Below are 25,578 nucleotides of genomic sequence, written 5' to 3'. Positions count from 1 at the left end.
AATATTTACGAGGCGACGGGCATTGCTTGGCCGGCAGCGGGATTGACGAGCTCATGGTACAGCTTCAGGACATCACGTGCCATGACGGCGGAGGAAAACACCGCCTTCACCGCCTCGGGCTTCGGCATCGTTCTCGCGTGCCAGCCGGGCGTGCTCAGCGTTTCCGCCATGACGCGGGCGAGATCGTCGGAATTGCCGGGCTCCACCAGGGCTGCGCTGTCGGCGCCGAGTACCTCGGGAATGCCGCCGACACGGCTTGCGATGATCGTCTTGCCGGCGCCGAGCCCCTCGAGCACGATATAGGGCATGGCTTCGGCTCGCGAGGGAACGACGAGGTTCTGCGCCATGGAGAAGGCTTCGTGGACCCGCATTGCCGGCAGCATGCCGATGCGTTTGCCAAGGCCGCGTTCGACCATCATTTCACGGTAGCGGTCGCGATCCGGCCCGTCGCCGATCATCAGCGCCGACAACGGCCTGCCGAGCAGCCGTTCGGTCTTGGCGAAGGCATCGACAAACAGATCGGGACCCTTGAGGTCCCGCAGCATTCCCACATAGATGAAATGCACGGCATCCGAGCGGGTCGGGATCGGCTCGAAATCGCGCTCGCCGATGCCGTTGTAGATCAGTCTCGTCTTCGTCCGCGGCTTACCCACCTTGCGCGCATAGGTGTCGCGCTCATATTCGCAGATGAAGACCAGCGCATCGGTGAAATATTCCTGCAGGCGCTCCATCCTGAGGACGAACTGTCCGCTGAGCGAGGAGCGCGAATAATGCAGGCTTCCGCCATGCGCGGTATAGAGGCGGGCTACGCGATACCTGTTCACCCGCAACGCTGAGCCGGCAAGTCGCGCGAGCACGCCGCCCTTGGCGCCGTGTCCGTGCAGCACATCCGGCCGCAAACTTTTGATTTTCTTGTATGTATCCCACATCGTCGCAATATCGGACGGGCTGATCGAGCGCCGGATCGGCACGCGTGTCAGGCCGAGCGAGAGATAGGGACGGATATCGTCGAACAGGCTGTCCTCGTACTCTCCGCCGGTCGAGCTGTCGCAGAGGATGCCGACTTCATGGCCGGCCTTGCTGTGCTCCTCGACGAGATCGCGGACATGGCGGAAAATTCCGCCGACCGGCGACCTGAAGCAATGAAGGATGCGGAGCGGCTGCTGTTGTGCCATCGCTCAGAAAAGCCGTTCGCGAACGTAGATCGTGTCACCTGCGATGATCGGTCCCGATATGTTGATGCGGCCGGTCAGCACCTGTCCGTTGATCTTGCGGGTGACATCGACCATGCGCTGGTTGGCGCGGCTGGTGAAACCGCCGGCAACCGCGATGGCATTCTGCACCGTCATGCCGGGAACATAGGCATACTGGCCGGGCTGGCCGACTTCACCCATGATGAAGACCGAACGGTAGCGATCGACATCGATGGTGACGTCGGGATCGCGAAGATAGCCCTGCTGCAGTTTCTGGGCGATCTGTCCCGAGAGTTGCTGCAGGGTTCGGCCGCGGGCAGGGACCTGGCCGATGAGCGGGAAGGCGACATAGCCGGCCTGGTCCACCGTATAGGTATTGGTCAGGCTCTGCTGGTCGAAGACGGTAATGCGCAGCCGATCGCCGCTGTCCAGCGTATAGGGCTGGATGGTGGCCTCGTTGAAGGCCTTCGGCGCCGGCCTGTACGTCGTGCAGCCGCCCAATGCTGCCGTCATGGCTGCAAGGCTTAGGGCCAAAAGGATCTTGGGCTGGACGACAGACATCCGCTTGTGCTCACAAAAATGAACTCGGTGCAGTCGTTATCGATCCGTTAGGGTTAATGCCCGGTAAAGGGCGCGGTGCAATTTCCCGGTTTCCTTCATCGATCATCGCTTATTACTCGGCAAGCTCACCATTAACCGTTGAGTTACCATGGTCGTTTACGCTTACGGCACCTTTGTTGTGGAGTAAGAGCATGTCCGGCGTAGCTCGTGATCAGGATGTGGACATCGACCTCGGCCAGTTGGTCCGTGCGGTCTGGGCGCGCCGTCTGCGGATTTTGACAATCACCCTCCTAGGGGCGGGCGTCGCCTTTGCCGGCGCCAAAATCATGTCGCCGCAATATCGCAGCGAAACGCGCATCCTCATCGAACCCCGGGCGCCGGCCTTCGCCAGCACGCAGCAGGCCAATGACGCCAGTGCCGGTCCGCTGATGGACGAACTGAACATCGCCAGCCAGGTGCAGCTTCTGCAATCGGCCGATCTCCTCAAGAAGGTCATCAACGATCTGAAGCTCTATAACCTGCCGGAATTCGACGATGCCGCCAGCGGCTCGGCCATGAGCAGCATTCTGGTGAAGCTGCACCTGAAGAAAAACCCGCTGGAAAATCCGCCGGAAGAGCGCGTCATCGATGCCTTTGTCGAACGCCTGCAGGTCTATCAGGTGCCGGGTTCACGCGTCATCGGCATCACTTTCACCTCCAAGGACCCGAAGCTCGCCGCCGCCATCCCGAACGCCATGGCGAGCGTCTATCTTTCGACCCAGAGCGGCGCCAAGCTCGATTCCAATTCCGAGGCGACCCGCTGGCTGGAGCCGGAGATCGAAGGCCTGCGCCAGAAGGTCAGCGAAGCCGAGAAGAAGGTCGCCGAATACCGCACGTCGCACGGGCTGTTGCAGACGAACGGCACGACCACTTTTCCGGCCCAGCAACTGAACGATATTTCCGCCGAGCTGACCCGCGTGCGGGGCGACAAGGCCAATGCCGAGGCGAGGGCGCAGGCGGTGCGCAATGCACTGTCTTCGGGCGAAGCCTCCGATACGCTGCCTGACATCATGTCCTCCCAGGCGATCCAGCGGCTGAAGGGGACGGAATCCGGTCTGCAGTCGCAGATCTCGGACCTGCAGACCAGCCTTCTCAACAATCATCCGCGGCTGAAAAGCCTGCGCGCCCAGCTCTCCGACATCCGTACCCAGATCCGCCAGGAGACGCAGAAGATCCTGGCGAGCATCGAGAACGAGTCCAAGGTCGCGGATCTCCGCGCGAGCGAGCTCGAGCGCCAGTCGGACACTGCGCAAGCTAACAGCGCCCGCGCCGGCGAGGACGAGGTCGGTCTCAATGCGCTGGAGCGCGAGGCGAACGCCCAGCGCCAACTGCTCGAAACCTATCTGGTGCGCTACCGCGAGGCCGCCTCCCGCGCCGACAGCAATTCGAGCCCGGCAGATGCCCGGATCGTTTCCAGGGCCGTCGAGCCGGTCGATCCTTATTTCCCGAAGGTGGTGCCGATCGTCGTCGTCGCTGCCGTCGCGACGCTGATCATGAGCGCCATCGTCATCATGCTGGCCGAACTCTTCAGTGGCCGGGCACTGCGCCCGACAGATGCGGCTTCGGAGGCAATCGAGGCAGAAGCAGTCGTCGAAGAGAAACATGTGCCGCAGGCCGCGCCGATCGCCGCCGCCGCCGGAAAACCCGTTCAGCCGAGCATGCTCGCCGTTGTCGCGGACGAAGAGGACACGATCGAGGACGTGAAGACTGCCGATGAGGCGCCAGAGGACGAGCCGGAGGATGACAATGAATTCTCCGTCGCCTCCGTTGCGGACTATCTCACAGGCAGCCGCGCGCCGCTGGCAATCGCCATATCCCCGACTGGTGACAATGGCTCGGCGGCGACGGTTTCGCTGACCCGCATGCTCGCCGATGCCGGCCACCGCGTCATCCTGATTGATATGACCGGCTCCGGCTACCCCACGGAACTGATGGCCGAGGATCCGGCTGCCCTTGGCGTCACCGATTTGCTTTGCGGCGAGGCCGCCTTCGGCGACACGATCCACGGGGACCGCCTCTCCGATGCCCATCTCATTCCCCAGGGCCAGAGCGACGTGCGCCGCGCCATGCGCGGTGTCGACCGGCTGTCGTTGCTACTCGATGCGCTCGCCGCCGCATACGACCTCGTGGTGGTCGAATGCGGTTCTGCCGATGTCGCCGGCGTCTCGCGGCTGACGCGCAGCCGGGACGTCGAGATCATCCTCTCGCTGCCGGAGGTCGAGGAGACCATTTTCATTGCACTGATGACGGAATTCCAGGCCGCAGGTTATGAGCGCGTCGTGCTGATGTCGGGCGGCGAAGGGGCCGAACAGACGCTCGGCCGGGCCGCTTGATCGGAGTCAGCCGATCCGTGCCCGGATGCCCTGAGCGAATTTATAGAGCGTCGGGCGCGCCTTTATATGTGCCTTGCCGCGGGTGACGATCCGGTGTGCGGCGCCGGCGGCGACGCCGAACGGCGATACCGGCAGCACCACGTCGTAATGCGCGGTCTCGACCGGCGCCCAGGAACGCTTGTAGGTCTGGTCGCCGAGGCCGAAATCGAACAGCGCGACACCCTTGCCATGCAATCCCGAGATGGTCTGCCAATAGAGAAATTCGCCGGGGCTGGTATCCGGCACGAGCTCTTCATCGATCGCGCCGAACTGGCAGATGATATGGTCGCCCTTGCGCGAAATCCCTGAAATCGCGGCGACCTTACCCTCATGCTCGCCCTTGAGCCGGAGCATATGCATCTGCAGCCCGAAGTACTGCCTGCTGTCGTCCTGCTTGTCGATGAGACCATGCAGGAAGGTCTGCGTTTCCTTGTCGGCAAAGACGTCGGGCAGGCAGAGGCTGGCGAAGCGGGCGCTTTTCAGGCGGAAGAAGATATCGAGCAGGCCGTGCTGTTCTGCCGATGTCTCGGGAATGACGTAGTCGAAGCCGCCAGCCGCCTCGAGACGCTTCGACTGAACACGGAATTTTTTGCGCCGGTTCTTGGCGTTGAGCTGCTTCAACGTGTCCTCGAAAGCGGGAAGGAGAGGCAGCTGATAGGCATGATTCTGGTTCTGCACCATCGGCAGCCCGGCGAGTGGGCTCTCTCGCCCGCGCCATTCCAGCGGAATGTTCTGCAGCAGCACCAGATCGGCGCGGCCCTTCAGCGCATGCCGGAGCTGGCCGGCGAACTCATGGGGGTCGATGGTCCTGCCGGCTTCGGCAAAGCTCTCTGCGAACAGGCCGGTATTGATATTGCTGTGATCGGCAGCAATGAATTTCGCCGTCCTGAGGCCGCGGGACTTGACGATCTCGACCGGGAGAATGAAGGCGGTCTGACCCGCATGAGTGGCTTTGAGGATCGCAAGCGGCCGTTGGAAAGCGCTCACCCAGGCGGCGCACCAGTCGTAGCTCTGATGCAGGGACTGGAGGTTATCGCGCTCCAGCGCCCGCCAGTCATCCTCCAGCGGCTGCATCGCGTCGAAGACTTCGATGTCGAGTTGGGCCATGGCAAGTTTCATGCTCAGCTGGCGCAAGCGCGAAATGGCCGTATCGGCCAGCGCCACGTCGTCGGACGGCTGTTCATGGACATCGAGCTGTTGCGTCTGCACGGTCTTCTCCGGTCAAGAATGCTGAACGGGAGGGTAGGTATGCCAGACGTATATTTGGTTTAACCGCAGGCGATGGGCGAGGTTTTCCGCGGATCACGGTTATTCGGCCGTTAATGGCCCTAAAGCATGTCGCGCAAAAGTGTGCTGCGGTTTTTGCGACATGCGTAAAAACAAAGACCTAAAGCGCGACAAGCGAATCTGAAAGATCGCGACGCGCTTTAGCTCTGCGGTGGGCCGGCCATCCATTTGATGATCACCATCGCCGGCAATACCCAGAGCAGGCCGGTGAGCAGGAAATAGAGTAGATGTCCCCACCAGGGCGCGTTGCCGAGTGTCGCCACCGCGATCGTATTGGCCACCAGCGCATAGACGACCACGAGCACGATGATGAGGATCGTGCCGATGAATTTGCGGAGGCGGACGGGCATCGGTTATCTCTCGGCATGGATGGGTCGAACCGGCGCGACGGCATGCCGCAAAGGTTCGGGGCTTGTTTTGCATGAGCCGGTGGGGCAAATCAACTGCCGGATAGAAGGAGACATCATGGCCGTCGCAAACCCGACCACGGAACAGGCGATCCTGAGCGAAATGCACAAGCAGAATCGCGACCGCCGCGCCTTGCGCTTCTGGCTGGGCTTCGTGCTTTTGGCGCTCTTCTGTCTCGTGCTCGTCGGCGGCGCCACGCGGCTGACCAATTCCGGCCTGTCGATCACCGAGTGGAAGCCGATCCACGGCGTCATCCCACCGCTGTCGGCTGCCGAATGGGAGGAGGAATTCCGCCTCTACCAGCGCATTCCCGAATTTCAGCAGCTGAACAGTTCCATGACCGTCGATGAGTTCAAGGGCATCTTCTGGTGGGAATGGGCGCACCGACTGATCGCGCGTGCCATCGGCGTGATCTTCGCGCTGCCGCTCATCTATTTCTGGCTGACCGGGCGGATCGAGAAGCGTCTGCGCTGGCCGCTCGTCGGCATCTTGGCGCTGGGCGGCCTGCAGGGGTTTATTGGTTGGTGGATGGTGTCCTCGGGCCTTTCCGTCCGCACCGACGTCAGCCAGTACAGGCTGGCGACGCATCTCGTCATGGCCTGTCTGATCTTTGCCGGCTGCATGTGGATCATGCGCGGTCTCTCCAACCATTCCGATGACCCGGCGCCGACAAGAAGCTCGCGCGGTTTTGCCGCCGCGATCGCCATTTTCTCACTGTTCCAGATCTATCTCGGCGCGCTGGTGGCGGGGCTCGACGCTGGTTTTTCCTACAATACCTGGCCGCTGATGGATGGCGCCGTCATCCCTTCCGATCTGCTGATCCAGCAGCCCTTCTGGATCAATGCCTTCGAGAACCCCAAGACGGTGCAGTTCATCCACCGGATCGGCGCCTATACGCTCTTCGCATTGACGCTGATCAACATGGTGATCGCCCTTCGCGCAGCGCCTTGGACCACCCATGCACGCCGCGCCATCCTGCTTTTCGCGCTGGTGACGCTGCAGGCGGCAATCGGCATCGCGACGCTGCTGATGCAGGTGCCGCTTCACTGGGGCCTGCTGCATCAGGCCGGCGCGCTTGTGGTTTTCGGTTTCGCCGTCGCCAACTGGCGCGGCTTTTACGGCGAATATCCACACGGGACGATGATCGCCGAGCGCGACTGAAGCGAGCTGCCTTCTCGGGAGCGGATCTACCGCAACACCCCATCGAGCAGCGGCATGCCGATAATCGCCGCGGCGGCGATCAGGACGTAGCAGGCGATGCGGAAGGTCCGTTCTTCGGCAAGCCCGAACAATCTCGAGCCGCCATAGAGCCCGACGGCATAACTCGGCAGAGTGACGACGGTGAGCGCGAAGACTGCAGGCACGAACAGTCCGCCGAAATAATAGCTGATGGCGCTGAAGACGGACGAAATCGAGAAATAGAGCACCACATTCGCCCGGACGCGGGTGAAATTGCTCTTGCCGCCGAGCCAATAGGCGACAACCGGCGGCCCGCCGAGCTGCGCAGCGCCGCTGAAAAGCCCGGCGATCAACCCGACTCCGCTGGTCAGCGGTGCGGAAGCCTCCCCGTGATAGCGCCATCCCGATACCAGCAGCGCAAGCAGGCAGACAGCGATGATCGTGATGCTCCAGCGCAAGAGCAGCGGATCGAGCAGCGCCAGTATCGCCGTGCCGGCTGGGATGCCGAGCGCAGCACCGGCCGCCATGACGAAAACCTCGCGCCGGTTGGCGCCGCGCCAGGCCGGCGGGATCATCCCGAGTGACGCAATGCCGTCGATGACGAGCAGGATCGGTGAGATCAGCTTCGGGCCGACGATCGCGCCGCCGAGCGGAACGAAGATCAGCGCGGCGCCAAAGCCAGAAAAGCCGCGGGCAAGCCCGGCGATGAAAGCAAAGGCCATCAGCGCATAGATGCCATGGTCGGGCAGGGCGGCGGTAAACCATGCGCCGACGCTAGCGATAAGCGCATCCAGCGTCATGACATCGGCTCCGTGATTCGGGATGGGCAGCGAGGAAGGATGCGGTTTCATAGCCCAATCGTCATCGATGATCGAGCGCGAAAGCGATGCTGCGGCCGCCGATGCAAGCGGCCGCGGAAAGTTCACGATGAAGACATCGATACAAAGCTCGAGCGGCATCCACGTCGATGCCGCCGGCTGAGCCTTACGAGGCGAGCATCAGGTCCATGTTCTGGACGGCGGCGCCCGATGCGCCCTTGCCGAGATTGTCGAGCAGCGCCACCAAATTGACCTGCGAAGCGCCTGGTGTGCCGAAGACGAAGAGCTTCATCGTGTCCTTGCCTTCGAGCTCGACGGCGTTGACGCGGGGCAGGGCCTTGCTTTCGGCCAGCGGCACGACACTGACGATATCCTGGCCGGCATAATGGGCGACGAGTGTGGCATGAATGCTTTCCATCGTCGTGCCCTCGGCGAGATCGTCGAGATGCAGCGGCACCTGCACGATCATGCCCTGCGCGAACTTGCCGACCGACGGCGAGAAGATCGGCGCGCGGTCGAGCAGGCCGTGCACGGTCATCTCGGGCACGTGTTTGTGGGTGAGCGGCAGGCCGTAGAGGAAATGCGGCGCGGCGATCGCATCCGGGTGATCCGGGTTTTCCATCTGCGCGATCATCTGTTTGCCGCCGCCGGTATAACCGGAGACCGCGTTGACTGTCACCGGATAGCCGTCCGGCAGGATGCCGGCGGCACGCAGTGGCCGGATGAGGCCGATCGCTCCGGTGGGATAGCAGCCGGGGTTGGCGACGAAACGGGCGGCCTTGATCCTGTCGGCCTGCGCACCGTCCATTTCGGCAAAGCCATAGGCCCAGCCAGGATTGACGCGGAAGGCGGTCGAGGTGTCGATGACGCGCACATTGTTGTTGGCCGAAACCATCTGCACCGCTTCCTTCGACGCATCGTCGGGCAGGCAGAGGATGGCGATATCGGCGCTGTTCAGCATGTCCTCGCGCATCGCGGCGTTGCGCCGCTCGGCTTCGGGTATGGACAGAAGCTCGACATCGCGGCGGCCGGCCATGCGCGTGCGGATCTGCAGACCCGTCGTGCCGTGTTCGCCGTCGATGAAGATTTTCGGTGCCATGTTAAACCTGCGCTTTCAATAGGTTCTGAAGGTTTCCGGATTCAGTTTGAGGATGGTAGGTCAGCCTTGTGACACGGCGATGGCGCGTCGCTCGGCATGAAGACCCAGCATATACATCGCCACCGTTGCCCCCGCAATGGCGGTGATATCGGCATGGTCGTAGGGCGGCGACACCTCGACGACATCGGCGCCGCGGATATCGAGCTGGTGCAGACGCTGCAGCACCGAGAGGATCTTGGCGCTCGACGGCCCGCCGGCAACCGGCGTGCCGGTGCCCGGCGCAAAGGCCGGATCGAGGCAATCGATATCGAAAGTGAGATAGGCCGGCGCCCCGCGCGTGTGGGAGATGATTGCCGAGGCGATATCGCTGGCGCTCATCTCCTCGACCTGATGACCGTAGAGAATGTTGACGCCGCAATCCTCCGGCGCATGGGTGCGGATGCCGATCTGGATCGAGCGGTCGGGATCGATGATGCCCTCGCGAGCGGCCCGCGCCACGAAAGAACCGTGGTCGATGCGGCGTTCCTCGTCGAACCAGGTATCCTGGTGCGCGTCGAACTGCACGAGCGCGAGAGGGCCATGTTTTGCCACATGGGCTTTCAGCAGCGGCCAGGTGACGTAATGATCGCCGCCGAGCGTCAGCAGGAAGGCGCCGCTGTCGAGAATGACATTCGCCTGGCGTTCGATAGCGGCTGGCGTGTCCTGATGATTGCCATAGTCGAGCAGGCAATCGCCGTAATCGATCACGGCCATTTCGGCGAAGAGATCGCGGTTGAACGGATATTGCGCATCATTGTCGAAGATCGCCGAGGCGCGCCGGATCGCCTGCGGCCCGAAACGTGTGCCCGGCCTGTTTGATGTCGCAGCATCGAAGGGAATGCCCCAGACGGCGACGTCGACGCCGGCGAGCTCCTTGGTGAAGCGGCGGCGCATGAAAGACAGTGCGCCGGCGAAGGTCGGATCGCTGGCGGCGGAGGTGAGGCTGGTCGCTGTGAAGGCGTGGTCAATCGATCTGTTCGCCAAGTCAGGCTCCTTTTTTCGGTCGCAAACCATAGTCGCGTTCGATGCGGACGCTGCATTGCATGATCGCCGTTGACGTGAGGTGTCGGGCGGCGGTTCTCTCGCAAAGGAATTGGCCGATCCCCTGCGCGCAGAAAGGGGTAGGCGAGGTGCGGACGGATTTCAAGCAATCGTTCGGACGACGGCCGCTCGTTATCGTCGAGCGACCGTCATTTGTCCGCTGCCTATCGGGCCGGCTGCGGCAGGCACCGCAATCCAGCCAGCGTCGTCAGCGCGGTCGCTGAGATATAGCCCACAAGCGGCCAGGCACTATCGCCGCCGAGTAGAATCACGAAGACGGTTCCGGCAAAGCCGACGATGATGCTTGCGATGCAGGAATAGAGCGCGACCGCCGTTCCCGCCGTGTCGCCAAAGGCGTCGAGCGCGCCGTTGGCGGTGACCGCCGTCGCAACGACGATGCCGATCGCGATGATCCACATCGGCACGACGAAGCTGACGAGGGAAGGCTGCAGAAACAGCTGTCCAAAGGCAAGCAGCACGGCGCCGAGAAGCAGCATTGCCATGCCTCTGGCAAGGCTGCCTGCAATGCCCCAACGCCTGACGAAACGCTTGGCGAAACGCGCCGTCACGATCATCACCAGCGCCACCGTGGCAAAGATGAAGCTGAAGGCGGTGCCGGAAAAACCGGCTTTGTCGATTAGGATACGGGGTGCCGTCGAGAAGAAGACGAAGAAGGCGCCCATCGCCGTGCTGAAGCCGCCGGTATAAACCCAGAAGGGAAGGCTTGTAAGGATCGGGCGGAGAGCAATCTTCGCGGTGACGGCAGGGCGGGTTTCGTGCCACCGCATGCCGGCGTTGAAAAGGGCGACAATCGAAAGGAGGCCGATGACCAGGAAGATGGCGCGCCAGCAGAAGCAATCCGCGATCAAGGCTCCGATGATCGGGCCGAGTGCGGGCACGAAGGAGAGGATGGAGCCGAGAAGGCTGTAGATCGTACTGCTTTCGGGACGCCCGGCGTAGACGTCACGCACCGTTGCGAAAGTTGCGACGAGGGTCGCCGACGCGCCGACTGCCTGCAGCAATCGCAAGACCACGAAGATCGGCGCTGACGAGGAGCCGGCAAGCAGGAAGGATGAAGCGGCAAAGAGTGCAGCACCTCCAAGCAGGACAGGCCGTCGTCCGATAATATCGGAAGCCGGGCCGAAGACGATCTGGCCGACACCGAGCACGAGCATGTAGAGGCTGAGGGTCAGTTGGATGACCGCCGGCGAAGTGCCGAGCGCCTCCGGCATGACCGGCACGATCGGCAGATAGATATCCATGGCGAGCGAGGCCAGGATGTCGAAAGGTGCCATCAGCAGCAACGCTGCCGGCAGGGAATAGGTCCAGTGCTGGATTTTTGGATAAGACATGGGAAAGAACCCGCTCAAATGATTTCATTCGGCGGCGATCTGTCTCTTCATCAGTATCGGGATTGACCGGACAGACGCCGCAACAACAGGGCAGAGTTGTCGCGGCTTATTTGTCTGCGGACTTGGTTGTTCCCATCATGCGACCCTGACTGCGGCTTCGCTCATTTCCGAAGCGCTTTGCCAAGTTTCTACCAGCAGAGCTGGAATGCGACAATGGTGTGCCGGCACGCTTCCGATTGGTTTGAAACAGCGCAAAACAAAAAGGCCGGGTTGCCCCGGCCTTCGTAAAATTCCGTCTGTCCGAAGCGATTAACGCTTGGAGAACTGGAACGAGCGGCGGGCCTTTGCCTTGCCGTACTTCTTGCGTTCGACGACGCGGCTGTCGCGGGTCAGGAAGCCGCCCTTCTTCAGCACCGCGCGAAGGCCCGGTTCGAAGTAGGTGAGCGCCTTGGACACGCCGTGGCGAACGGCGCCGGCCTGGCCGGAGAGGCCGCCGCCGGCGACGGTTGCGATGATGTCGAACTGGCCGTCACGGGCAGCGGCAACGATCGGCTGGCGCAGAATCATCTGCAGCACCGGACGAGCGAAATATTCCGCGAATTCCTTGCCGTTGACGATGATCTTGCCGGAGCCCGGCTTGACCCAGACGCGGGCGACAGCGTTCTTGCGCTTGCCGGTCGCGTAGGAGCGGCCAAGCGAATCGACCTTGCGGACGTGGGCCGGAGCAGCAGCTTCGGAAGCCGTGCCGAGATCCTTCAGGGAGGAGAGGTCAGCCATATCAGGCGCTCCTTACATTCTTTTTGTTGAGCGCGGCAACGTCGAGGGCGACCGGCTGCTGGGCTTCATGGGGATGGTTGGAGCCGGCGTAAACGCGCAGGTTCTTCATCTGGCGACGGCCGAGCGGGCCACGCGGAACCATGCGTTCGACGGCCTTTTCGAGGACGCGCTCCGGGAAGCGGCCTTCGATGATTTGGCGTGCGCTGCGTTCCTTGATGCCGCCGGCATAACCGGTGTGCCAGTAGTAGACCTTGTCGGAATACTTCTTGCCGGTGAAAACGACCTTTTCGGCATTGATGACGATGACGTTGTCGCCGTCGTCAACGTGTGGCGTGAAGGTTGCCTTGTGCTTGCCGCGCAGGCGCATAGCGATGATGGAAGCGAGACGGCCAACGACCAGCCCTTCGGCGTCGATGATCACCCACTTCTTCTCCACCTCTGCAGGCTTCTGGGAGAAGGTTGCCATAGTGAATACTCTCTTTTGGGACCCTTGGCCCGAGGGCTTGAAGGGCGTTTCTTGTTGCTTGGATTGGCAGGCTCAAGGCATGCCAAAAAGAAAGCAGCCCGGATAGGCTGCGTTCTGGCGCGGTGTATAAAGGGAATATGACATTGGGTCAATATCGACTTCCCGAAGGTTTGGAAAAAAATCTCAGCAAAAACAAACACTTAGATATGTGGTATTGTGATACCTCATATTTCCGCGGTCACGAACTGCTGCGCCTGACGTTTTTCACGTCGTCTCTGCCGATTTGAAATCGCTTACGACGGTCGAAAGCAGCTCTCAGCCTTTGAACGCGCGCAGGCATTTCATCATTTCGCGGAGGCCGCGTGTCAGATGTTTGTCCCGGCGCAGAACCATGCCGAGGCGGCGCGTGAGTCGCGGGTTCAGCGATGATGTCGTTACGAGGCCGGCGTGGTCGCGCTTCAGCGCCAGCCCCGGCAGGATCGACCAGCCGAGTCCCACGGCTACCAGCTCCTTGATCGCCTCGATGCTGCCGAACTCCATCGCAGGTCGGATCCTGGTATCCGGTGCAGCCAGCCACGCGTCGATTGCGCGCCTGGTATTGCCGCCCTCATAAAGCAGCAGCGTCCTGTCGCGCATGAAGGCGGCGTCCGGTCCGCCTTCGGGCATCAGGCTGCCCGCAGGCGCGACGGCCAGCAATTCCTCCTCGTAGAACGGCTCGATCTCGAAGTTGCGTCCGGATGCCGGCAGGGCGACGACGGCGATGTCGAGGCTGTTGGCCTCCAGATCGCGCAAAATGTCGTCGGCATCGCCGATGCGCACGGTGATTTCGAGGCCGGGCATGGATTTTCTGGCGACGGCGATGGCGCGAGGCAGCAGATGGATCGACGCCGTGCCGCCGCTGCCGATGCGCACGCGGCCGCTGGCGCCGTCTCTATACGGCATCATCGCTTCTTCCGCGGCGGCCGATTCCTGAAGCAGCCGCCTTGCATGCACGAGCAGGTCGAGGCCTGCCGCGGTCGGCTGCGCCCGCCGCCCGACACGTTCGATCAGCCGGACGCCAAGCCGCTGTTCGAGCCCCTTCACCTGCAGACTGACGGCCGGTTGGGTCAGGCCTTCCTTGTCGGCCGCAGCCGTAAAGCTTCCGAGATCGGCAACGTTGACGAAGGTGGCAAGCTGATCGAGGTGGAGAGGCATACAAAAGAAATCCTTATGCAAATCATAATATCCATAAGCTTCTTTCGCGGCATCTTCCAGCGCATCTTTCATCCGTTGAAGAAAGGAAGAAAGAGATGGCTCTGGAATTAAGCGGGATCCTTGACACACCTCGCGATATCGTTCGGTCGAGACTTCGCGGGATGGCGCGTTGGAGCCTGCGGCTGCTGATGAGGATCGAACATCACTTCGAAAAGCGCCGCAGCCGCCGCACGCTTTTAGAACTCACCGACGACGAGCTTTGCGATGTCGGTCTGACCCGTGCGCAGGCAAGCGCCGAGACATCGAAGTCCTGGTTCTGGTCCTGACGGCAGCGGTCTCTGCCGGGAGTGCGGATCCTGCTCGAAATTGCCGGCGCCTTGTGGCAAAACGTCTGCCTGGAATCGAGCGCAGGGAGCAGCATCATGGCCGAAATCGTATCCTTCCGGAAGGACGCCGGAGCGGAAGAGGGCGGCTTCCTGACCCGCGCGCTGCGCGACGGCGTGCTGCGGCTCGTGCTCAACAATCCGCCCGCCAATGTGCTTTCGATCGCACTTCTCGAAGCGCTGATGGGCGAGCTCGAGACGGCCGAGGCGGAGCCGGATGTGCGCGTCGTCGTTATCGCCTCGACCGGCAATGTCTTTTCCGCCGGACATGATCTCAAGGAACTGACGACCCATCGCGCCGATGAAGATCAGGGTGCCGGTTTCTTCGAAAAGACCTTTCGGCTCGCTGCCGATCTGATGCTGAAGATCACGCATCTGCCGAAGCCTGTCATCGCCGAGATCGACGGGCTTGCAACGGCTGCGGGCTGCCAGCTCGTAGCTTCCTGCGATCTGGCGATCTGCACGGACAGTTCGACATTCTGCACCCCGGGCGTTAACATCGGCTTGTTCTGTTCGACGCCGATGGTGGCCGTTTCCCGTGCCGCGCACCGCAAACAGGCGATGGAGATGCTGCTGACCGGTGAGACAATCGACGCCTCGACCGCCAAGGATTTCGGCCTCGTCAACCGCATCGTGCCGAAGCAGTATCTGGCGCAGGTGGTTTCCAAATATGCGGCTGTGATCGCCAGCAAGTCGCCGCTGACGCTGAAGATCGGCAAAGAAGCCTTCAACCGGCAGCTCGAACTGCCGATGGAGGCAGCATATGATCATACCGTCAGGGTGATGGTCGAGAACATGCTGACTGAGGATGCGCAGGAAGGAATCGGCGCCTTCCTCGGCAAGCGCAAGCCGGAATGGACACGTTAAGCCTTTCCTGGTCAGATTGCAGCAAGCTGACCAGGAAAGGCTTCTAGCGATCACGCCAGTCTCAGAAGCAGCCCGCCGATCGCGATGACGACGCCGGCGACGTAGCGCCAGATGCTGGCTTTCTCCTTGAAGACGGTGATCGAGATCACCAGCGCAAAGAGGATCGCGGTTTCGCGCAAGGCTGCGACTGTCGCGACCGGGGCTTTCGTCATCGCCCAGAGCGCCAGTCCGTAGGACGCGATCGAGCCGGCGCCGCCGATGAGGCCGCGCCACCAGTTGCGGCGAACGTGACGCACTACTGCGAAAGCGCCGCGCTGGGACGCTGCCCAGGAAAACAGCAGCACCGGCGGCAGCAGCGACATCCACAAAGTGTAGGAAACCGCATTGCCGGAGATGCGCGCGCCGATTCCGTCGACATAGGTGTAGCTGGCGATGACGCAGGCATTGACAAGCGAGAGGACAACCGCGCGGCTGCTGCCACGCCGTGCCTCCAGGGCGAGCGTGAGGACGCCGGCGCAAATCGTCATCGTGCCGGCAAGGGCGCCGGCGGAAAGATTTTCCTTCAGGATGAAACCGCTTGTCGCGGCGATCAAGAGTGGCGCGCAGCCACGCATCAGCGGATAAACGAGGCCGATATCGCCGGCCCGGTAGGCGGCGGCGACCAGTTGGAAATAGGCAAACTGCAGGATGGCAGAGGCGCCGATGAATGGCCAGGCCGAGGCGTGCGGCAACGGCAGGAATGGCAGGAACGGCAGTGCCGAAACCGCGCCGCCGGCCGAGATCAGCGCCGCATCGAGGGACTTATCGCTCCCCGCCTTGATGATGGCGTTCCATGTCGCGTGCAGCAGTGCACCGAAGAGAACGAGGAGGATAACGTCGAGAGGCAAGGGAGTAATCCGGAAGGGATGAGGCGAAGCGGAACACGCCTCGCCTTCGGCATTTCAAATTCCCGAAAAGACAACTGGGATTTGCACGAAATTGCAAGGCAGCGGTCGCTTATGCGGTCATATGTCGAATAGCATCCTTTCAGTATGTGAACAATGGCGGTCCACTGGAGCAATTTTTACGTGCGCGCGACATGCGTTCAATCCATGCGATGCTTTCAACTATGAGATGCTTCTAATGGATGCGAGAACAAAGCGCGGCGCTATCGCGAACAAAAAGAGAAAGCAGCTTCATGAATTCGAGAGCTGACTATTCTATGCTGCTGAAATATAGATATTATTCTATAGCTTTGACATAGGGGAAAATTAAAGCTTCTGATTGTGTAATGTTCAGGAAATCGCAGCGCGGAATTGAGCCCAAACCTTTCGCAAGCGCGAAAGACGTACAGTTTCGGCGGCGGTCACGACGGCGAAAACATCAAAGCTGATGATGCGGAACGAAGAGCATCCCGTCAAGGTTGTCAATGCTCTGGCAGTTCAGCACCTGGCAGCGCGGATTGTCTTTTGAGGGGATATGCGTCCATTCCGCATAATCGGTCGCGTCGCAATAATTGCTATTGCGGACATAGCGATCGTAAAGCGGCAAGCCACGGGGAGACTGGTAGCGGAAGATGACGGCGCCTTGATTGTGGATGGCGGCGCGCACGCTGGCACAGCTCATGGTGAGCGGATTGTAGCGCGAGATCGCGAGCGCCGGCGATGCGGCGAGCACGAGCATGAGGGCAAGAGCGATTTTTTTCATCGAATCATCCTCAAGGAGTATCCAATTCATATATACGGGCCAGTTCATATATACGGGAAGACACGCAGCCGGTTTCACGGAAACGCAAAAAAAAGCATGCCGGAGTGGAGAAGTGGACATGAATCACGACGCCTATACGGATGATTACCTCGCCGGCATCCTGCATTCGGTAAAGACCATCGCGCTGACCGGCGCTTCGCCCAATCCGGCCCGGCCGAGCAACGGCGTCATGGGTTATCTGCTGTCGCGCGGCTACGAGGTCATTCCTGTCAATCCGGGGCAGGCGGGCAAACTGATCCAGGGCCGCACCGTTTATGCCCGGCTTGCCGACATTCCCGTGCCGATCGACATGGTCGACGTATTCCGCGCCTCCGAATATCTGGACGGGGTCGTCGAGGAGGCGCTGGCGCTGAGACCGCTGCCGAAAATCATCTGGTCTCAACTGGGTGTGCGCGACGATGCGGCTGCGGCAAAGGCGGAGGCCGCCGGCATCCAGGTGGTGATGAACCGCTGCCCGGCGATCGAGTATCCTCGTCTTATTGCCTGAGCTGCGCTCCGCTGAGACGGATTTTCCACCGAACGCCCGTGGGTTGAAATGGATCGCGATTAACTTTCGCAAGCGACCGGCTATGATCCTGCAGGTTAGCAACAACTGGAGGACGACATGGCCAAGAACGATCCGGGATTCAACACGTTGGCGATCCATGCCGGTGCGCAGCCCGACCCGACGACGGGCGCGCGGGTAACACCGATCTACCAGACGACCGCTTTCGTCTTCAATGATTCCGATCATGCTGCCGCCCTCTTCGGTCTGCAGGCCTTCGGCAACATCTACACCCGCATCATGAACCCGACGCAGGCCGTGCTCGAGGAGCGCGTCGCAGCGCTCGAGGGCGGCACCGCAGCCCTTGCCGTCGCCTCCGGCCATGCGGCGCAGGTGATCGTCTTCCACAATATCATGCGTCCTGGCGAGAATTTCATCGCTGCCCGCCAGCTCTACGGCGGCTCGATCAACCAATTCGGCCATGCCTTCGAGAATTTCGGCTGGCAGGTGCGCTGGGCCGATGCCGCCGATCCGGCAAGCTTCGAAAGCCAGATCGATGACAAGACGCGCGGCATCTTCATCGAGAGTCTCGCCAATCCCGGCGGCACCTTCGTCGATATCGCCGCCATTGCCGACGTCGCGCATCGCAACGGCCTGCCGCTGATCGTCGACAATACGATGGCAACGCCTTATTTCATCCGTCCGATCGAACACGGCGCCGACATCGTCGTGCATTCACTGACGAAGTTTCTCGGCGGCCACGGCAATTCCATGGGCGGCCTCATCGTCGACGGCGGCACCTTCGACTGGTCGAAATCCGGCAATTACCCGATGCTGTCGAGCCCGCGGCCGGAATATAACGGCATGGTGTTGCATGCGACTTTCGGCAATTTCGCCTTTGCGATCGCTGCCCGTGTGCTCGGCCTGCGCGACCTCGGGCCGGCGATCTCGCCCTTCAACGCCTTCCTGATCCTGACCGGCATCGAGACGCTGCCGCTTAGGATGCAGCGCCACAGCGACAATGCGATCGCCGTCGCGAAGTGGCTGAAGGCGCACAGCAAGATCGCCTGGGTGAACTATGCCGGCCTCGACGACGACCCGAACCACGCCCTGCAGCAGCGCTACTCGCCGAAGGGCGCCGGCTCCGTCTTCACCTTCGGCGTCAAGGGCGGCTATGAGGCGGGCAAGACACTGGTCGAGGGGCTGGAGCTCTTCTCCCATCTTGCCAATATCGGCGACACCCGTTCGCTCGTCATCCACCCGGCCTCGACGACACACCGGCAGTTGACCGACGAGCAGCGGATCGCCGCCGGCGCTGGGCCTGACGTGGTGCGCCTTTCCGTCGGCATCGAGGACGTCAAGGACATCATCGCCGATCTCGAACAGGCGCTCTCGAAGATCTGAGATCAGAAGGATCGATGATGACCACGGCAAATTTCATCACCTTTAGCATCGACGGCGTTGAACCCGAGTTGGGCGCTCCGGATCCCGGCCGGATCATCTCCGGCGATCCGCATTTCCGCACCTGGAACCTAGAGGAGGGCGAGGGCGGCCTTTATTCCGGCATCTGGGAGGCGACGCCGGGCAAGTGGCGGATCGTTTACGAGGAATGGGAATATTTCAGTCTGCTGGCCGGCCATTCGATCGTGACGGAGGACGGCGGTGAGCCGGTTCATCTGAAAGCGGGCGACCGGATGATCCTCAGACCCGGCTTCAAGGGAACGTGGGAAGTGGTTGAAACGACTCGCAAGGATTATGTGATCAAGGTTTGAGCGGGCCAGCAAATGGGCACGACGAAACCGGCCTTCCCGTTTTCGGTTTTGCCTTTTGTCGTCGCGGCCCAGCGATGATCCGAAACGGCAAGCGGGCAAAGACGGTGCTTATGGCCTCTTATCCCGGATTGAATGCTTTTAACCATTCCCATTAATCGTGCCTACATTGGCAAATGCTAAACCTTATCTGCAGCGCATTGCGGACATGATGTCTCCTGCCGTCTCACAGACATGGCCTTGCAATTAATCTTTGCGGAATTTGCATGTCGTCGAATCTTGCAGCCAGGCACGTTCGGACCCAGACGTCTTCCATCATTGCGACAACCGTCTGCTTCCTTGTCGTCGCCCTCGTATTGACCGGCCTTATGGCGCATGTCGTCGTCACCATGACCCGCTCAGTGAACGAGATCGACGATGCCAGGGCCAGTCGCGCCGCCCGCGCGGCGGTCGCAGCCTTTGTGGCTCGCTTGAGCGGGACAACGACGGACAATGCCATATGGGACGATGCCTATAGTGCTGTCTCATCTCCGGCCGCCGCGGATTGGGCTTATGAGAATTGGGGAAAAACCAGCGAGGATTATGCGCTTTATGACGGCGCGATCGTGACCGGCCCTGATGGGTCTTCGATCGTCTCGGCCTATGCCAAAGGCAAGCCCTTCCAGCCGGGCACGTTTTTTGGAGAAGCCTTTTATCAGCAGATCAATGCGGCTGCAGCTCCGGCCAAGGCGCCGGTGGTCAATTTCATCAAGACCGAAAGCGGTATAGCGCTGATTGCCTCCCAGGCGATCCAGCCGTTCGAGGCGGCCGCCGAGGTTCCGCAGTTCAGCGTGCTGAGTTTCTACAAGGAGTTCACGTCGGAGGTTCTCGACGCTCTCTCCAACGAACATGAACTCGAGGGGCTGAGCCTCGAGACGACGCCCAAGCCGGGATTCCTGAACACGCCGATCACCGACATGAAGGGAGCTGTGATCGGCTACCTCGTTTGGCCCAGCAAAGCGCCCGGAAGCGCCGTGTTTCAGCAGGTCTATCCTTATCTTGCAGCTTCTACCGTCATCCTTTCGCTGTTCTTGATCGGCGTGCTGTTGGTTGGCGCATCCGAGGCGCGGCGCCTGCGCCAGCTGGCGCAAACAGCTCGCTTCGAAGCGAGCCATGACAGCTTGAGCGGCTTGTTGAACAGACAGGGTCTTCTCCGTCTGCTGGAGGATCTGGAGAGCCCGGATTCTTCGTCGCCACGGCTTTACTTGGTGGATCTCGACGGCTTCAAGGCGGTCAACGATGCTTGGGGGCATGCGGTTGGCGATGATTTGATCCGGATCGTCTCGAACGCGCTGATGACCAGTCATCCCGAAGTCCTGGGCGCGGCCCGGCTGGGAGGCGACGAATTCGCGCTGGTGCACGTCGGATCCACTGCATGCGAAGAGATGGAAGAGGCGATTCTGGCGCTGTTTGCCGAGCCCTTTAAAATTGACGGGCGAACGATCGAAGTTGGCGCAAGCATCGGAGCCGCGGCGCGCGATGGAGACATATCGCCTTTGGAGCTTCTTCGCAGAGCCGACATGGCCCTCTATCGTGCCAAGGCAAATGGCAAAGGTCAGGCGGTTGAATACGACCCCGAACTGGACCGGGAACGCATACGGGTCGCCGAGCTGGAAGGTCTCTTGAAAAACGCCATCGGCAGCGGGGCAATCGAAGCTGTTTTCCAGCCTCTCGTCTCTGCTTCGACCGGCGTTGTCACCGGTCTTGAAGCATTAGCGCGCTGGAAAACTCCAACGGGAAACGTCAGCCCGGAAATATTCATCCCTCTTGCTGAAAGGTGCGGCCTCATCGATGCCCTTGGCGTCCATATGCTGAGAACGTCGATCGGGCATGCCAAGAGCTGGCCCGGTCTGACTTTGTCGGTGAACGTTTCGCCGATCCAGCTCTGCAATCCGGAATTTGCTGCCCAGGTGATCGCGATCCTGCAGGAGTTGGATTTCGATCCAAACCGCCTGACACTGGAAATCACCGAAGGCGTTCTGATGACAAATCCGGATCAGGCCCGTCGGTCGATAGACCAACTCAAGCGCGTCGGCATAAAGTTTGCACTTGATGATTTTGGCTGCGGCTACGCCAGCATCGGTGCATTGCGGCAGTTTGGGTTTGATCGCATGAAGATCGACCGCTCGCTCGTGTCCGCTCTCGATGTAACCGCAAATGGCGCCGATATTCTTCGGGCAACCATCTCCTTGGCGACTGCTCTGCAGATTCCCGTGACCGCCGAAGGTATTGAGAATAGCCGTCAGGCGGCGATCTTGCGAGACGCCGGCTGCGACCAGCTTCAAGGCTATATGCTCGGAAAACCCATGTCGGCATGCGACATATCCAGCAGGCTGCGAGAAGAGTCGGCCGCGTGATCTCGTAAGGCCATCGCACGAATTCGGTGTCGCGCACGGTATTTCGAAATCCTGAAAACGACATTTCCAGGCATCGCTGCGGCAATCCACCACAGCCATGCGTCAATCTATCCCAATGTTTTTGCTAAGGCTTTGTTAAGTCCGCGATTCAATCAAAAGACCGCAACTGCAGCATTTGCGGCACGGCCTCGTGGTCGGCTGCGACCGTCAAATTCCGTCATCAAACTGTAATAAAACGCGCCTAGCCCGCCTGATGTAACGGGAATTTCAGCGCCCCAGACAATGGACCCCCCCTCCATGGCGCTGGTCTCGTTGTTTTTCAAATCCATTAGGGAAGCGCTTCATATGCTCACCAAGAAACTTCTTTCGGCCTGCCTCGGCGCCGGCCTGGTTGCCGCTCTGGCGGTCTCGGCGTCCGCCGCCGATATCACCGGTGCCGGCTCCACCTTCGTCTATCCCGTCCTGTCCAAGTGGTCTGCAGACTACAACAAGCAGACCGGCGACAAGCTGAACTACCAGTCGATCGGTTCGGGCGGCGGCATCGCTCAGATCAAGGCTGCAACGGTTGACTTCGGCGCGTCCGACGCCCCGATGAAGCCGGAAGACCTGACGACGGGCGGCTTCGGTCAGTTCCCGCTCGTCGTCGGCGGCATCGTGCCCGTGATCAACGTCAAGGGCATCAAGTCGGGCGAACTGAAGCTCACGGGCAAGGTTCTCGCCGACATCTACCTCGGCAATGTCACCAAGTGGAACGACAAGGCCATCACCGATCTGAATCCCGGCCTGAAGCTGCCCGACAGCCAGATCGCCGTCGTCCATCGTTCGGACGGTTCGGGCACCTCCTTCAACTGGACCAACTACTTCTCCAAGGTCAACGAAGACTGGAAGAGCAAGGTCGGCGAAGGGACCGCCGTCAACTGGCCGGTCGGCATCGGCGGCAAGGGCAATGAAGGCGTTGCCGCTTACGTCACCCGCGTCAAGGATTCGATTGGCTACGTCGAATACGCCTACGCCCTGCAGAACAAGCTGCCCTATGTTCTGATCCAGAACGCCGCAGGCCAGTATCCGAAGCCGAATGCGGAAAGCTTCTCGGCTGCTGCCGCCAGTGCCGAATGGACCAAGGCTCAGGACTTCTACCTGATCATGACCAATGCTCCGGGCGAAAAGGCCTGGCCGGTGACCGCCACGACCTGGGCGATCATGTATAAGGAGCCGAAGGATGCGGCTCGCTCCAAGGCTGCCTTCGCCTTCTTCAAATGGGCGCTCGAAAACGGCCAGAAGGAAGCCTCTGCCCTCGACTACGTTCCGCTTCCGCAGACCCTGGTGAAGCAGATCGAAGATTACTGGACAGCCTCCTTCAAGGGCTGATCCTGACGAAACTGCGGTCGGGGCGGGAAGCTTGGCTTTCCGCCCAGAATGCCTTGACACCCCCTCAAAGCAGCAGAGCGTACGGATATGAGCGAAGCAATGGCATCGCTGCCCGCCACAACCGCGGGCGTGAAGCGCCGCGACGGCGCGGCAGGCGATCGTATTTTTTATTGGCTAGTTTTGGGCTGCGGCCTGTTTGTTTTGGTCGCCCTGTTCGCAGCGGCGTTCTCCATGGTCTGGGACGGGTTTTTCGCGTTGCGGACCTTCGGCTTTGGCTTCCTGACCGGCATGGAATGGGATCCGGTTGCCCAGCGGTTCTCGGGCCTGGTACCGATTTACGGCACGCTGGTCACCTCGGCGCTCGCCATGATCATCGGCGTTCCCGTGAGCCTCGGTATCGCCGTTTTCATTACCGAAGTTGCGCCGCGCTCCATTCGCGGCCCGATCGGCGGCGCCATCGAGCTTCTTGCCGGTATCCCCAGCATCATTTACGGCATGTGGGGTCTCTTCACTTTTGCTCCCTTCATGTCGGACTATGTCCAGCCGATGCTGATCGACTGGCTGGGCCCGATCCCGGTAATCGGCGCATTGTTCTCCGGCGCTCCGCTCGGCATCGGAATGCTGACGTCAGGCATCGTGCTGGCGATCATGATCATCCCCTTCGTCTCCTCGGTCATGCGCGACGTCTTCCTGGTCGTCCCCGCACCGCTGAAGGAATCGGCCTATGCGCTTGGTTCGACCAAGTGGGAAGTGGTGCGCGATATCGTCATCCCGCACACCCGCACCGCTGTCGTCGGCGGCATCTTCCTTGGTCTCGGCCGCGCGCTCGGAGAGACCATGGCGGTCACCTTCGTACTCGGCAACACCCATAACATCGCGGTATCGCTGATGGAGCCCGGCACGTCGATCGCTGCGACGCTCGCCAACGAGTTCGCCGAAGCTTCGGATGACCTCTACAGGTCGTCGCTCTCGGCGCTCGGTCTCATCCTCTTCGTCGTCACCTTCATCGTTCTGGCGGCCGCCAAGCTCATGCTGGTGCGCATGGCAAGACAGAGGGGAGAGTAGTCATGGCCACCTATTCGGGTTCCATTTACCGCCGCCGCCAGATCAGCAGCATGATCGCGCTTTCGCTCTGCGGCATCGCGACCGTGGTCGGCCTGGTCTTTCTGGTTTGGATACTCTGGACGACGCTGATACACGGCCTGTCTGCGCTCAGCCCCAGTCTCATCACGGAAATGACGCCGCCGCCCGGCGAAGATGGTGGCGGTCTCGCCAACGCCTTCATGGGGAGCCTGCTGATGGTCGCTCTGGCGGTCATCATCGGAACGCCGATCGGCGTGCTGGCCGGCACCTTCCTGTCGGAGTTCAGCCGCGGCAAGAAGATCGGCGAGGCAATCCGCTTCGTCAACGATATCCTGCTTTCGGCGCCGTCGATCATCATCGGCTTGTTTGTCTATGAACTGGTCGTCCGCCCGACGTCACGCTTCTCCGGCTTTGCCGGCGGCATCGCGCTCGCCTTCATCTTCCTGCCGGTCGTGGTGCGCACGACCGACGAAATGTTGCGGCTGGTTCCAGACGTCATGCGTGAGGCAGCACTTTCGCTCGGCATCCCGCGCTGGAAGGTAACGGTCAACGTACTCTACCGGGCGGCCTCCACAGGCATCCTGACCGGTATCCTCCTTGCGATCGCCCGCATTTCGGGCGAAACCGCGCCACTCCTTTTTACGGCTCTGAACAACCAGTATTGGAGCTTGAAGATGTCGCAGCCGATGGCGAATATTCCCGTCGTCATCTTCCAGTTCGCTATGAGCCCCTATGAGCAATGGCAGAATCTTGCCTGGGCCGGCGCCTTCGTCATGACGGCGATCGTGCTTCTCCTCAGCGTGGGCTCCCGCGCCATCCTCAACCGCAGGAATGCGAAATGATGCTTGAGAACAAAGCCTTCGAACCTCGTCCCGCCCACCTGGCCACAAGAGTCGACAAGATGGCGCTGACCGGCGTCAACTTCTACTACGGCGATGCCCACGCGATCCGCGACGTCACTCTGAGCTTTCCCGAGCGTCAGGTCTCGGCCCTCATCGGCCCGTCCGGCTGCGGCAAGTCCACGCTGCTGCGCATCCTGAACCGCATCTACATGCTCTACCCGAAGATGCGTGCCACCGGCTCCGTCACGCTCGACGGCCAGAACATCCTCGACCCCGGCTATTCGATGAACGAACTGCGCGCCCGCGTCGGCATGGTCTTCCAAAAGCCGGTGCCGTTCCCGATGTCGATCTACGACAATATCGCCTACGGTATCCGTCACCACGAGCGCATCTCCAAGGCCGAGATGGACCTCCGCGTCGAGCAGGCGCTGCGCGCGGCAGCGCTCTGGGACGAGGTCAAGGACAAGCTGAAGGGCAGTGGCCTCGGCCTTTCCGGCGGTCAGCAGCAGCGTCTCTGCATCGCGCGTGCCGTAGCACTTCGTCCCGAGGTGCTTCTGCTCGACGAGCCGACCTCCGCCCTCGACCCGATCTCGACTGCCAAGGTGGAAGAGCTGGTCGCCCGGCTGAAGACGGATTTCACCATCGTCATCGTCACCCACAACATGCAGCAGGCAAGTCGCATCTCCGACAACACGGCGTTCATGTATCTGGGCGAACTGGTGGAATACGGCCCGACCGCTGAGATTTTCCAGTCGCCGAAGGTCAAGCGCACGGAAGACTACATCACCGGCCGTTACGGTTGATCCGCCAAAGCA

The 25,578-nt window shown here is 61.1% G+C and carries 25 protein-coding genes; 12 read left to right on the top strand and 13 right to left on the bottom strand.

Features of this window, described 5'->3' with window-relative positions:
* Positions 1–5 precede the first annotated feature (5 nt).
* Both A6U98_RS07975 and A6U98_RS07970 read right to left on the bottom strand, forming a co-directional pair.
* Positions 6–1,175, bottom strand: coding sequence for a glycosyltransferase (locus tag A6U98_RS07975; RefSeq protein WP_064649143.1), 1,170 nt, complete (start codon positions 1,173–1,175; stop codon positions 6–8).
* A 3-nt stretch (positions 1,176–1,178) separates the two neighbouring features.
* Positions 1,179–1,754: a polysaccharide biosynthesis/export family protein gene (locus A6U98_RS07970; RefSeq protein ID WP_003547282.1), complete on the bottom strand. Its 576-nt coding sequence runs from the start codon at positions 1,752–1,754 to the stop codon at positions 1,179–1,181.
* A gap of 191 nt (positions 1,755–1,945) precedes the next feature.
* Between A6U98_RS07970 and A6U98_RS07965 the strand changes: the two genes are divergently transcribed.
* Positions 1,946–4,126 carry an exopolysaccharide transport family protein gene (locus A6U98_RS07965; RefSeq protein WP_064649141.1) on the top strand — a complete coding sequence of 727 codons (2,181 nt, stop codon included), beginning with the start codon at positions 1,946–1,948 and terminating at the stop codon, positions 4,124–4,126.
* A gap of 6 nt (positions 4,127–4,132) precedes the next feature.
* Here A6U98_RS07965 and A6U98_RS07960 read toward each other — a convergent pair whose 3' ends face one another.
* Positions 4,133–5,374 carry a GNAT family N-acetyltransferase gene (locus A6U98_RS07960; RefSeq protein ID WP_064649139.1) on the bottom strand — a complete coding sequence of 414 codons (1,242 nt, stop codon included), beginning with the start codon at positions 5,372–5,374 and terminating at the stop codon, positions 4,133–4,135.
* A 218-nt stretch (positions 5,375–5,592) separates the two neighbouring features.
* Positions 5,593–5,802 carry a DUF2842 domain-containing protein gene (locus tag A6U98_RS07955; protein ID WP_064649137.1) on the bottom strand — a complete coding sequence of 70 codons (210 nt, stop codon included), beginning with the start codon at positions 5,800–5,802 and terminating at the stop codon, positions 5,593–5,595.
* 115 nt (positions 5,803–5,917) lie between these two features.
* Between A6U98_RS07955 and A6U98_RS07950 the strand changes: the two genes are divergently transcribed.
* A complete protein-coding gene (locus A6U98_RS07950; protein WP_064649135.1) occupies positions 5,918–7,021 on the top strand; it encodes a COX15/CtaA family protein in 1,104 nt (367 codons plus the stop codon).
* 26 nt (positions 7,022–7,047) lie between these two features.
* Here the strand turns inward: A6U98_RS07950 and A6U98_RS07945 are convergent, their stop codons facing one another.
* From A6U98_RS07945 to A6U98_RS07915, 7 genes are all read right to left on the bottom strand, one after another.
* Complete coding sequence (locus A6U98_RS07945) at positions 7,048–7,839, bottom strand: sulfite exporter TauE/SafE family protein (protein ID WP_064649215.1); 792 nt, start codon at positions 7,837–7,839, stop codon at positions 7,048–7,050.
* 184 nt (positions 7,840–8,023) lie between these two features.
* Positions 8,024–8,956, bottom strand: a complete 933-nt coding sequence (gene argC, locus A6U98_RS07940) for an N-acetyl-gamma-glutamyl-phosphate reductase (RefSeq protein WP_064649133.1) — start codon at positions 8,954–8,956, stop codon at positions 8,024–8,026.
* Between the two features lie 60 nt (positions 8,957–9,016).
* A complete protein-coding gene (gene speB, locus A6U98_RS07935) occupies positions 9,017–9,979 on the bottom strand; it encodes an agmatinase (protein ID WP_064649130.1) in 963 nt (320 codons plus the stop codon).
* A 221-nt stretch (positions 9,980–10,200) separates the two neighbouring features.
* A complete protein-coding gene (gene cml / locus A6U98_RS07930; RefSeq protein WP_064649128.1) occupies positions 10,201–11,388 on the bottom strand; it encodes a CmlA/FloR family chloramphenicol efflux MFS transporter in 1,188 nt (395 codons plus the stop codon).
* A gap of 309 nt (positions 11,389–11,697) precedes the next feature.
* The gene (gene rpsI, locus A6U98_RS07925; RefSeq protein WP_018241561.1) at positions 11,698–12,165 is read right to left on the bottom strand and encodes a 30S ribosomal protein S9; all 468 of its coding nucleotides are present in this window, start codon (positions 12,163–12,165) and stop codon (positions 11,698–11,700) included.
* A 1-nt stretch (position 12,166) separates the two neighbouring features.
* On the bottom strand, positions 12,167–12,631 hold the full coding sequence (rplM, locus tag A6U98_RS07920; RefSeq protein WP_003558420.1) for a 50S ribosomal protein L13: 465 nt from the start codon (positions 12,629–12,631) through the stop codon (positions 12,167–12,169).
* Between the two features lie 315 nt (positions 12,632–12,946).
* Positions 12,947–13,897, bottom strand: a complete 951-nt coding sequence (locus tag A6U98_RS07915; RefSeq protein ID WP_197496359.1) for a LysR family transcriptional regulator — start codon at positions 13,895–13,897, stop codon at positions 12,947–12,949.
* 23 nt (positions 13,898–13,920) lie between these two features.
* On the opposite strand from A6U98_RS07915, the gene A6U98_RS07910 reads away from it, so the two are divergent.
* Positions 13,921–14,151, top strand: a complete 231-nt coding sequence (locus A6U98_RS07910; protein WP_064649126.1) for a DUF1127 domain-containing protein — start codon at positions 13,921–13,923, stop codon at positions 14,149–14,151.
* Between the two features lie 96 nt (positions 14,152–14,247).
* Positions 14,248–15,075 carry an enoyl-CoA hydratase gene (locus A6U98_RS07905; RefSeq protein ID WP_064649124.1) on the top strand — a complete coding sequence of 276 codons (828 nt, stop codon included), beginning with the start codon at positions 14,248–14,250 and terminating at the stop codon, positions 15,073–15,075.
* 50 nt (positions 15,076–15,125) lie between these two features.
* Here the strand turns inward: A6U98_RS07905 and A6U98_RS07900 are convergent, their stop codons facing one another.
* Entirely contained in the window at positions 15,126–15,962 is an 837-nt protein-coding gene (locus tag A6U98_RS07900; RefSeq protein ID WP_064649122.1) for an EamA family transporter, read from the bottom strand.
* Between the two features lie 475 nt (positions 15,963–16,437).
* Positions 16,438–16,761, bottom strand: coding sequence for a hypothetical protein (locus A6U98_RS07895; protein WP_024321130.1), 324 nt, complete (start codon positions 16,759–16,761; stop codon positions 16,438–16,440).
* Between the two features lie 118 nt (positions 16,762–16,879).
* On the opposite strand from A6U98_RS07895, the gene A6U98_RS07890 reads away from it, so the two are divergent.
* The 8 genes from A6U98_RS07890 to pstB all read left to right on the top strand — a co-directional run bounded on the left by A6U98_RS07890 (position 16,880) and on the right by pstB (position 25,566).
* Positions 16,880–17,308, top strand: a complete 429-nt coding sequence (locus A6U98_RS07890; protein WP_025394079.1) for a CoA-binding protein — start codon at positions 16,880–16,882, stop codon at positions 17,306–17,308.
* Positions 17,309–17,425: 117 nt separating this feature from the next.
* Positions 17,426–18,709, top strand: a complete 1,284-nt coding sequence (locus A6U98_RS07885; protein ID WP_064649120.1) for an O-acetylhomoserine aminocarboxypropyltransferase — start codon at positions 17,426–17,428, stop codon at positions 18,707–18,709.
* Between the two features lie 14 nt (positions 18,710–18,723).
* Entirely contained in the window at positions 18,724–19,077 is a 354-nt protein-coding gene (locus A6U98_RS07880; protein ID WP_064649118.1) for a cupin domain-containing protein, read from the top strand.
* 263 nt (positions 19,078–19,340) lie between these two features.
* Positions 19,341–21,470 (top strand): EAL domain-containing protein, encoded by a 2,130-nt coding sequence (locus A6U98_RS07875; protein WP_064649116.1) that lies wholly within the window; start codon positions 19,341–19,343, stop codon positions 21,468–21,470.
* Between the two features lie 345 nt (positions 21,471–21,815).
* Positions 21,816–22,838 carry a phosphate ABC transporter substrate-binding protein PstS gene (gene pstS / locus A6U98_RS07870; RefSeq protein ID WP_064649211.1) on the top strand — a complete coding sequence of 341 codons (1,023 nt, stop codon included), beginning with the start codon at positions 21,816–21,818 and terminating at the stop codon, positions 22,836–22,838.
* An 87-nt stretch (positions 22,839–22,925) separates the two neighbouring features.
* Positions 22,926–23,903 (top strand): phosphate ABC transporter permease subunit PstC, encoded by a 978-nt coding sequence (gene pstC / locus A6U98_RS07865; protein ID WP_064649114.1) that lies wholly within the window; start codon positions 22,926–22,928, stop codon positions 23,901–23,903.
* 2 nt (positions 23,904–23,905) lie between these two features.
* Positions 23,906–24,763 carry a phosphate ABC transporter permease PstA gene (gene pstA, locus A6U98_RS07860; protein ID WP_064649112.1) on the top strand — a complete coding sequence of 286 codons (858 nt, stop codon included), beginning with the start codon at positions 23,906–23,908 and terminating at the stop codon, positions 24,761–24,763.
* Entirely contained in the window at positions 24,760–25,566 is an 807-nt protein-coding gene (gene pstB / locus A6U98_RS07855) for a phosphate ABC transporter ATP-binding protein PstB (protein WP_064649110.1), read from the top strand. Before pstA ends, pstB begins: the two co-directional genes overlap by 4 nt.
* The last annotated feature ends 12 nt before the right edge of the window (positions 25,567–25,578 follow it).

The organism is Rhizobium sp. WYCCWR10014 (genome assembly GCF_001657485.1).
Lineage (GTDB): Bacteria > Pseudomonadota > Alphaproteobacteria > Rhizobiales > Rhizobiaceae > Rhizobium.
This window is presented reverse-complemented; position numbering and strand designations above follow the sequence as displayed.

Coding starts and splice junctions, on each gene's coding strand:
- A6U98_RS07975 (WP_064649143.1), bottom strand. CDS start 1,175: ATGGCACAACAGCAGCCGCTCCGCATCCTTCATTGCTTCAGGTCGCCG.
- A6U98_RS07970 (WP_003547282.1), bottom strand. CDS start 1,754: ATGTCTGTCGTCCAGCCCAAGATCCTTTTGGCCCTAAGCCTTGCAGCC.
- A6U98_RS07965 (WP_064649141.1), top strand. CDS start 1,946: ATGTCCGGCGTAGCTCGTGATCAGGATGTGGACATCGACCTCGGCCAG.
- A6U98_RS07955 (WP_064649137.1), bottom strand. CDS start 5,802: ATGCCCGTCCGCCTCCGCAAATTCATCGGCACGATCCTCATCATCGTG.
- A6U98_RS07950 (WP_064649135.1), top strand. CDS start 5,918: ATGGCCGTCGCAAACCCGACCACGGAACAGGCGATCCTGAGCGAAATG.
- A6U98_RS07945 (WP_064649215.1), bottom strand. CDS start 7,839: ATGACGCTGGATGCGCTTATCGCTAGCGTCGGCGCATGGTTTACCGCC.
- argC (WP_064649133.1), bottom strand. CDS start 8,956: ATGGCACCGAAAATCTTCATCGACGGCGAACACGGCACGACGGGTCTG.
- cml (WP_064649128.1), bottom strand. CDS start 11,388: ATGTCTTATCCAAAAATCCAGCACTGGACCTATTCCCTGCCGGCAGCG.
- rpsI (WP_018241561.1), bottom strand. CDS start 12,165: ATGGCTGACCTCTCCTCCCTGAAGGATCTCGGCACGGCTTCCGAAGCT.
- rplM (WP_003558420.1), bottom strand. CDS start 12,631: ATGGCAACCTTCTCCCAGAAGCCTGCAGAGGTGGAGAAGAAGTGGGTG.
- A6U98_RS07915 (WP_197496359.1), bottom strand. CDS start 13,897: ATGAAAGATGCGCTGGAAGATGCCGCGAAAGAAGCTTATGGATATTAT.
- A6U98_RS07910 (WP_064649126.1), top strand. CDS start 13,921: ATGGCTCTGGAATTAAGCGGGATCCTTGACACACCTCGCGATATCGTT.
- A6U98_RS07905 (WP_064649124.1), top strand. CDS start 14,248: ATGGCCGAAATCGTATCCTTCCGGAAGGACGCCGGAGCGGAAGAGGGC.
- A6U98_RS07895 (WP_024321130.1), bottom strand. CDS start 16,761: ATGAAAAAAATCGCTCTTGCCCTCATGCTCGTGCTCGCCGCATCGCCG.
- A6U98_RS07890 (WP_025394079.1), top strand. CDS start 16,880: ATGAATCACGACGCCTATACGGATGATTACCTCGCCGGCATCCTGCAT.
- A6U98_RS07885 (WP_064649120.1), top strand. CDS start 17,426: ATGGCCAAGAACGATCCGGGATTCAACACGTTGGCGATCCATGCCGGT.
- A6U98_RS07880 (WP_064649118.1), top strand. CDS start 18,724: ATGATGACCACGGCAAATTTCATCACCTTTAGCATCGACGGCGTTGAA.
- A6U98_RS07875 (WP_064649116.1), top strand. CDS start 19,341: ATGTCGTCGAATCTTGCAGCCAGGCACGTTCGGACCCAGACGTCTTCC.
- pstS (WP_064649211.1), top strand. CDS start 21,816: ATGCTCACCAAGAAACTTCTTTCGGCCTGCCTCGGCGCCGGCCTGGTT.
- pstC (WP_064649114.1), top strand. CDS start 22,926: ATGAGCGAAGCAATGGCATCGCTGCCCGCCACAACCGCGGGCGTGAAG.
- pstA (WP_064649112.1), top strand. CDS start 23,906: ATGGCCACCTATTCGGGTTCCATTTACCGCCGCCGCCAGATCAGCAGC.
- pstB (WP_064649110.1), top strand. CDS start 24,760: ATGATGCTTGAGAACAAAGCCTTCGAACCTCGTCCCGCCCACCTGGCC.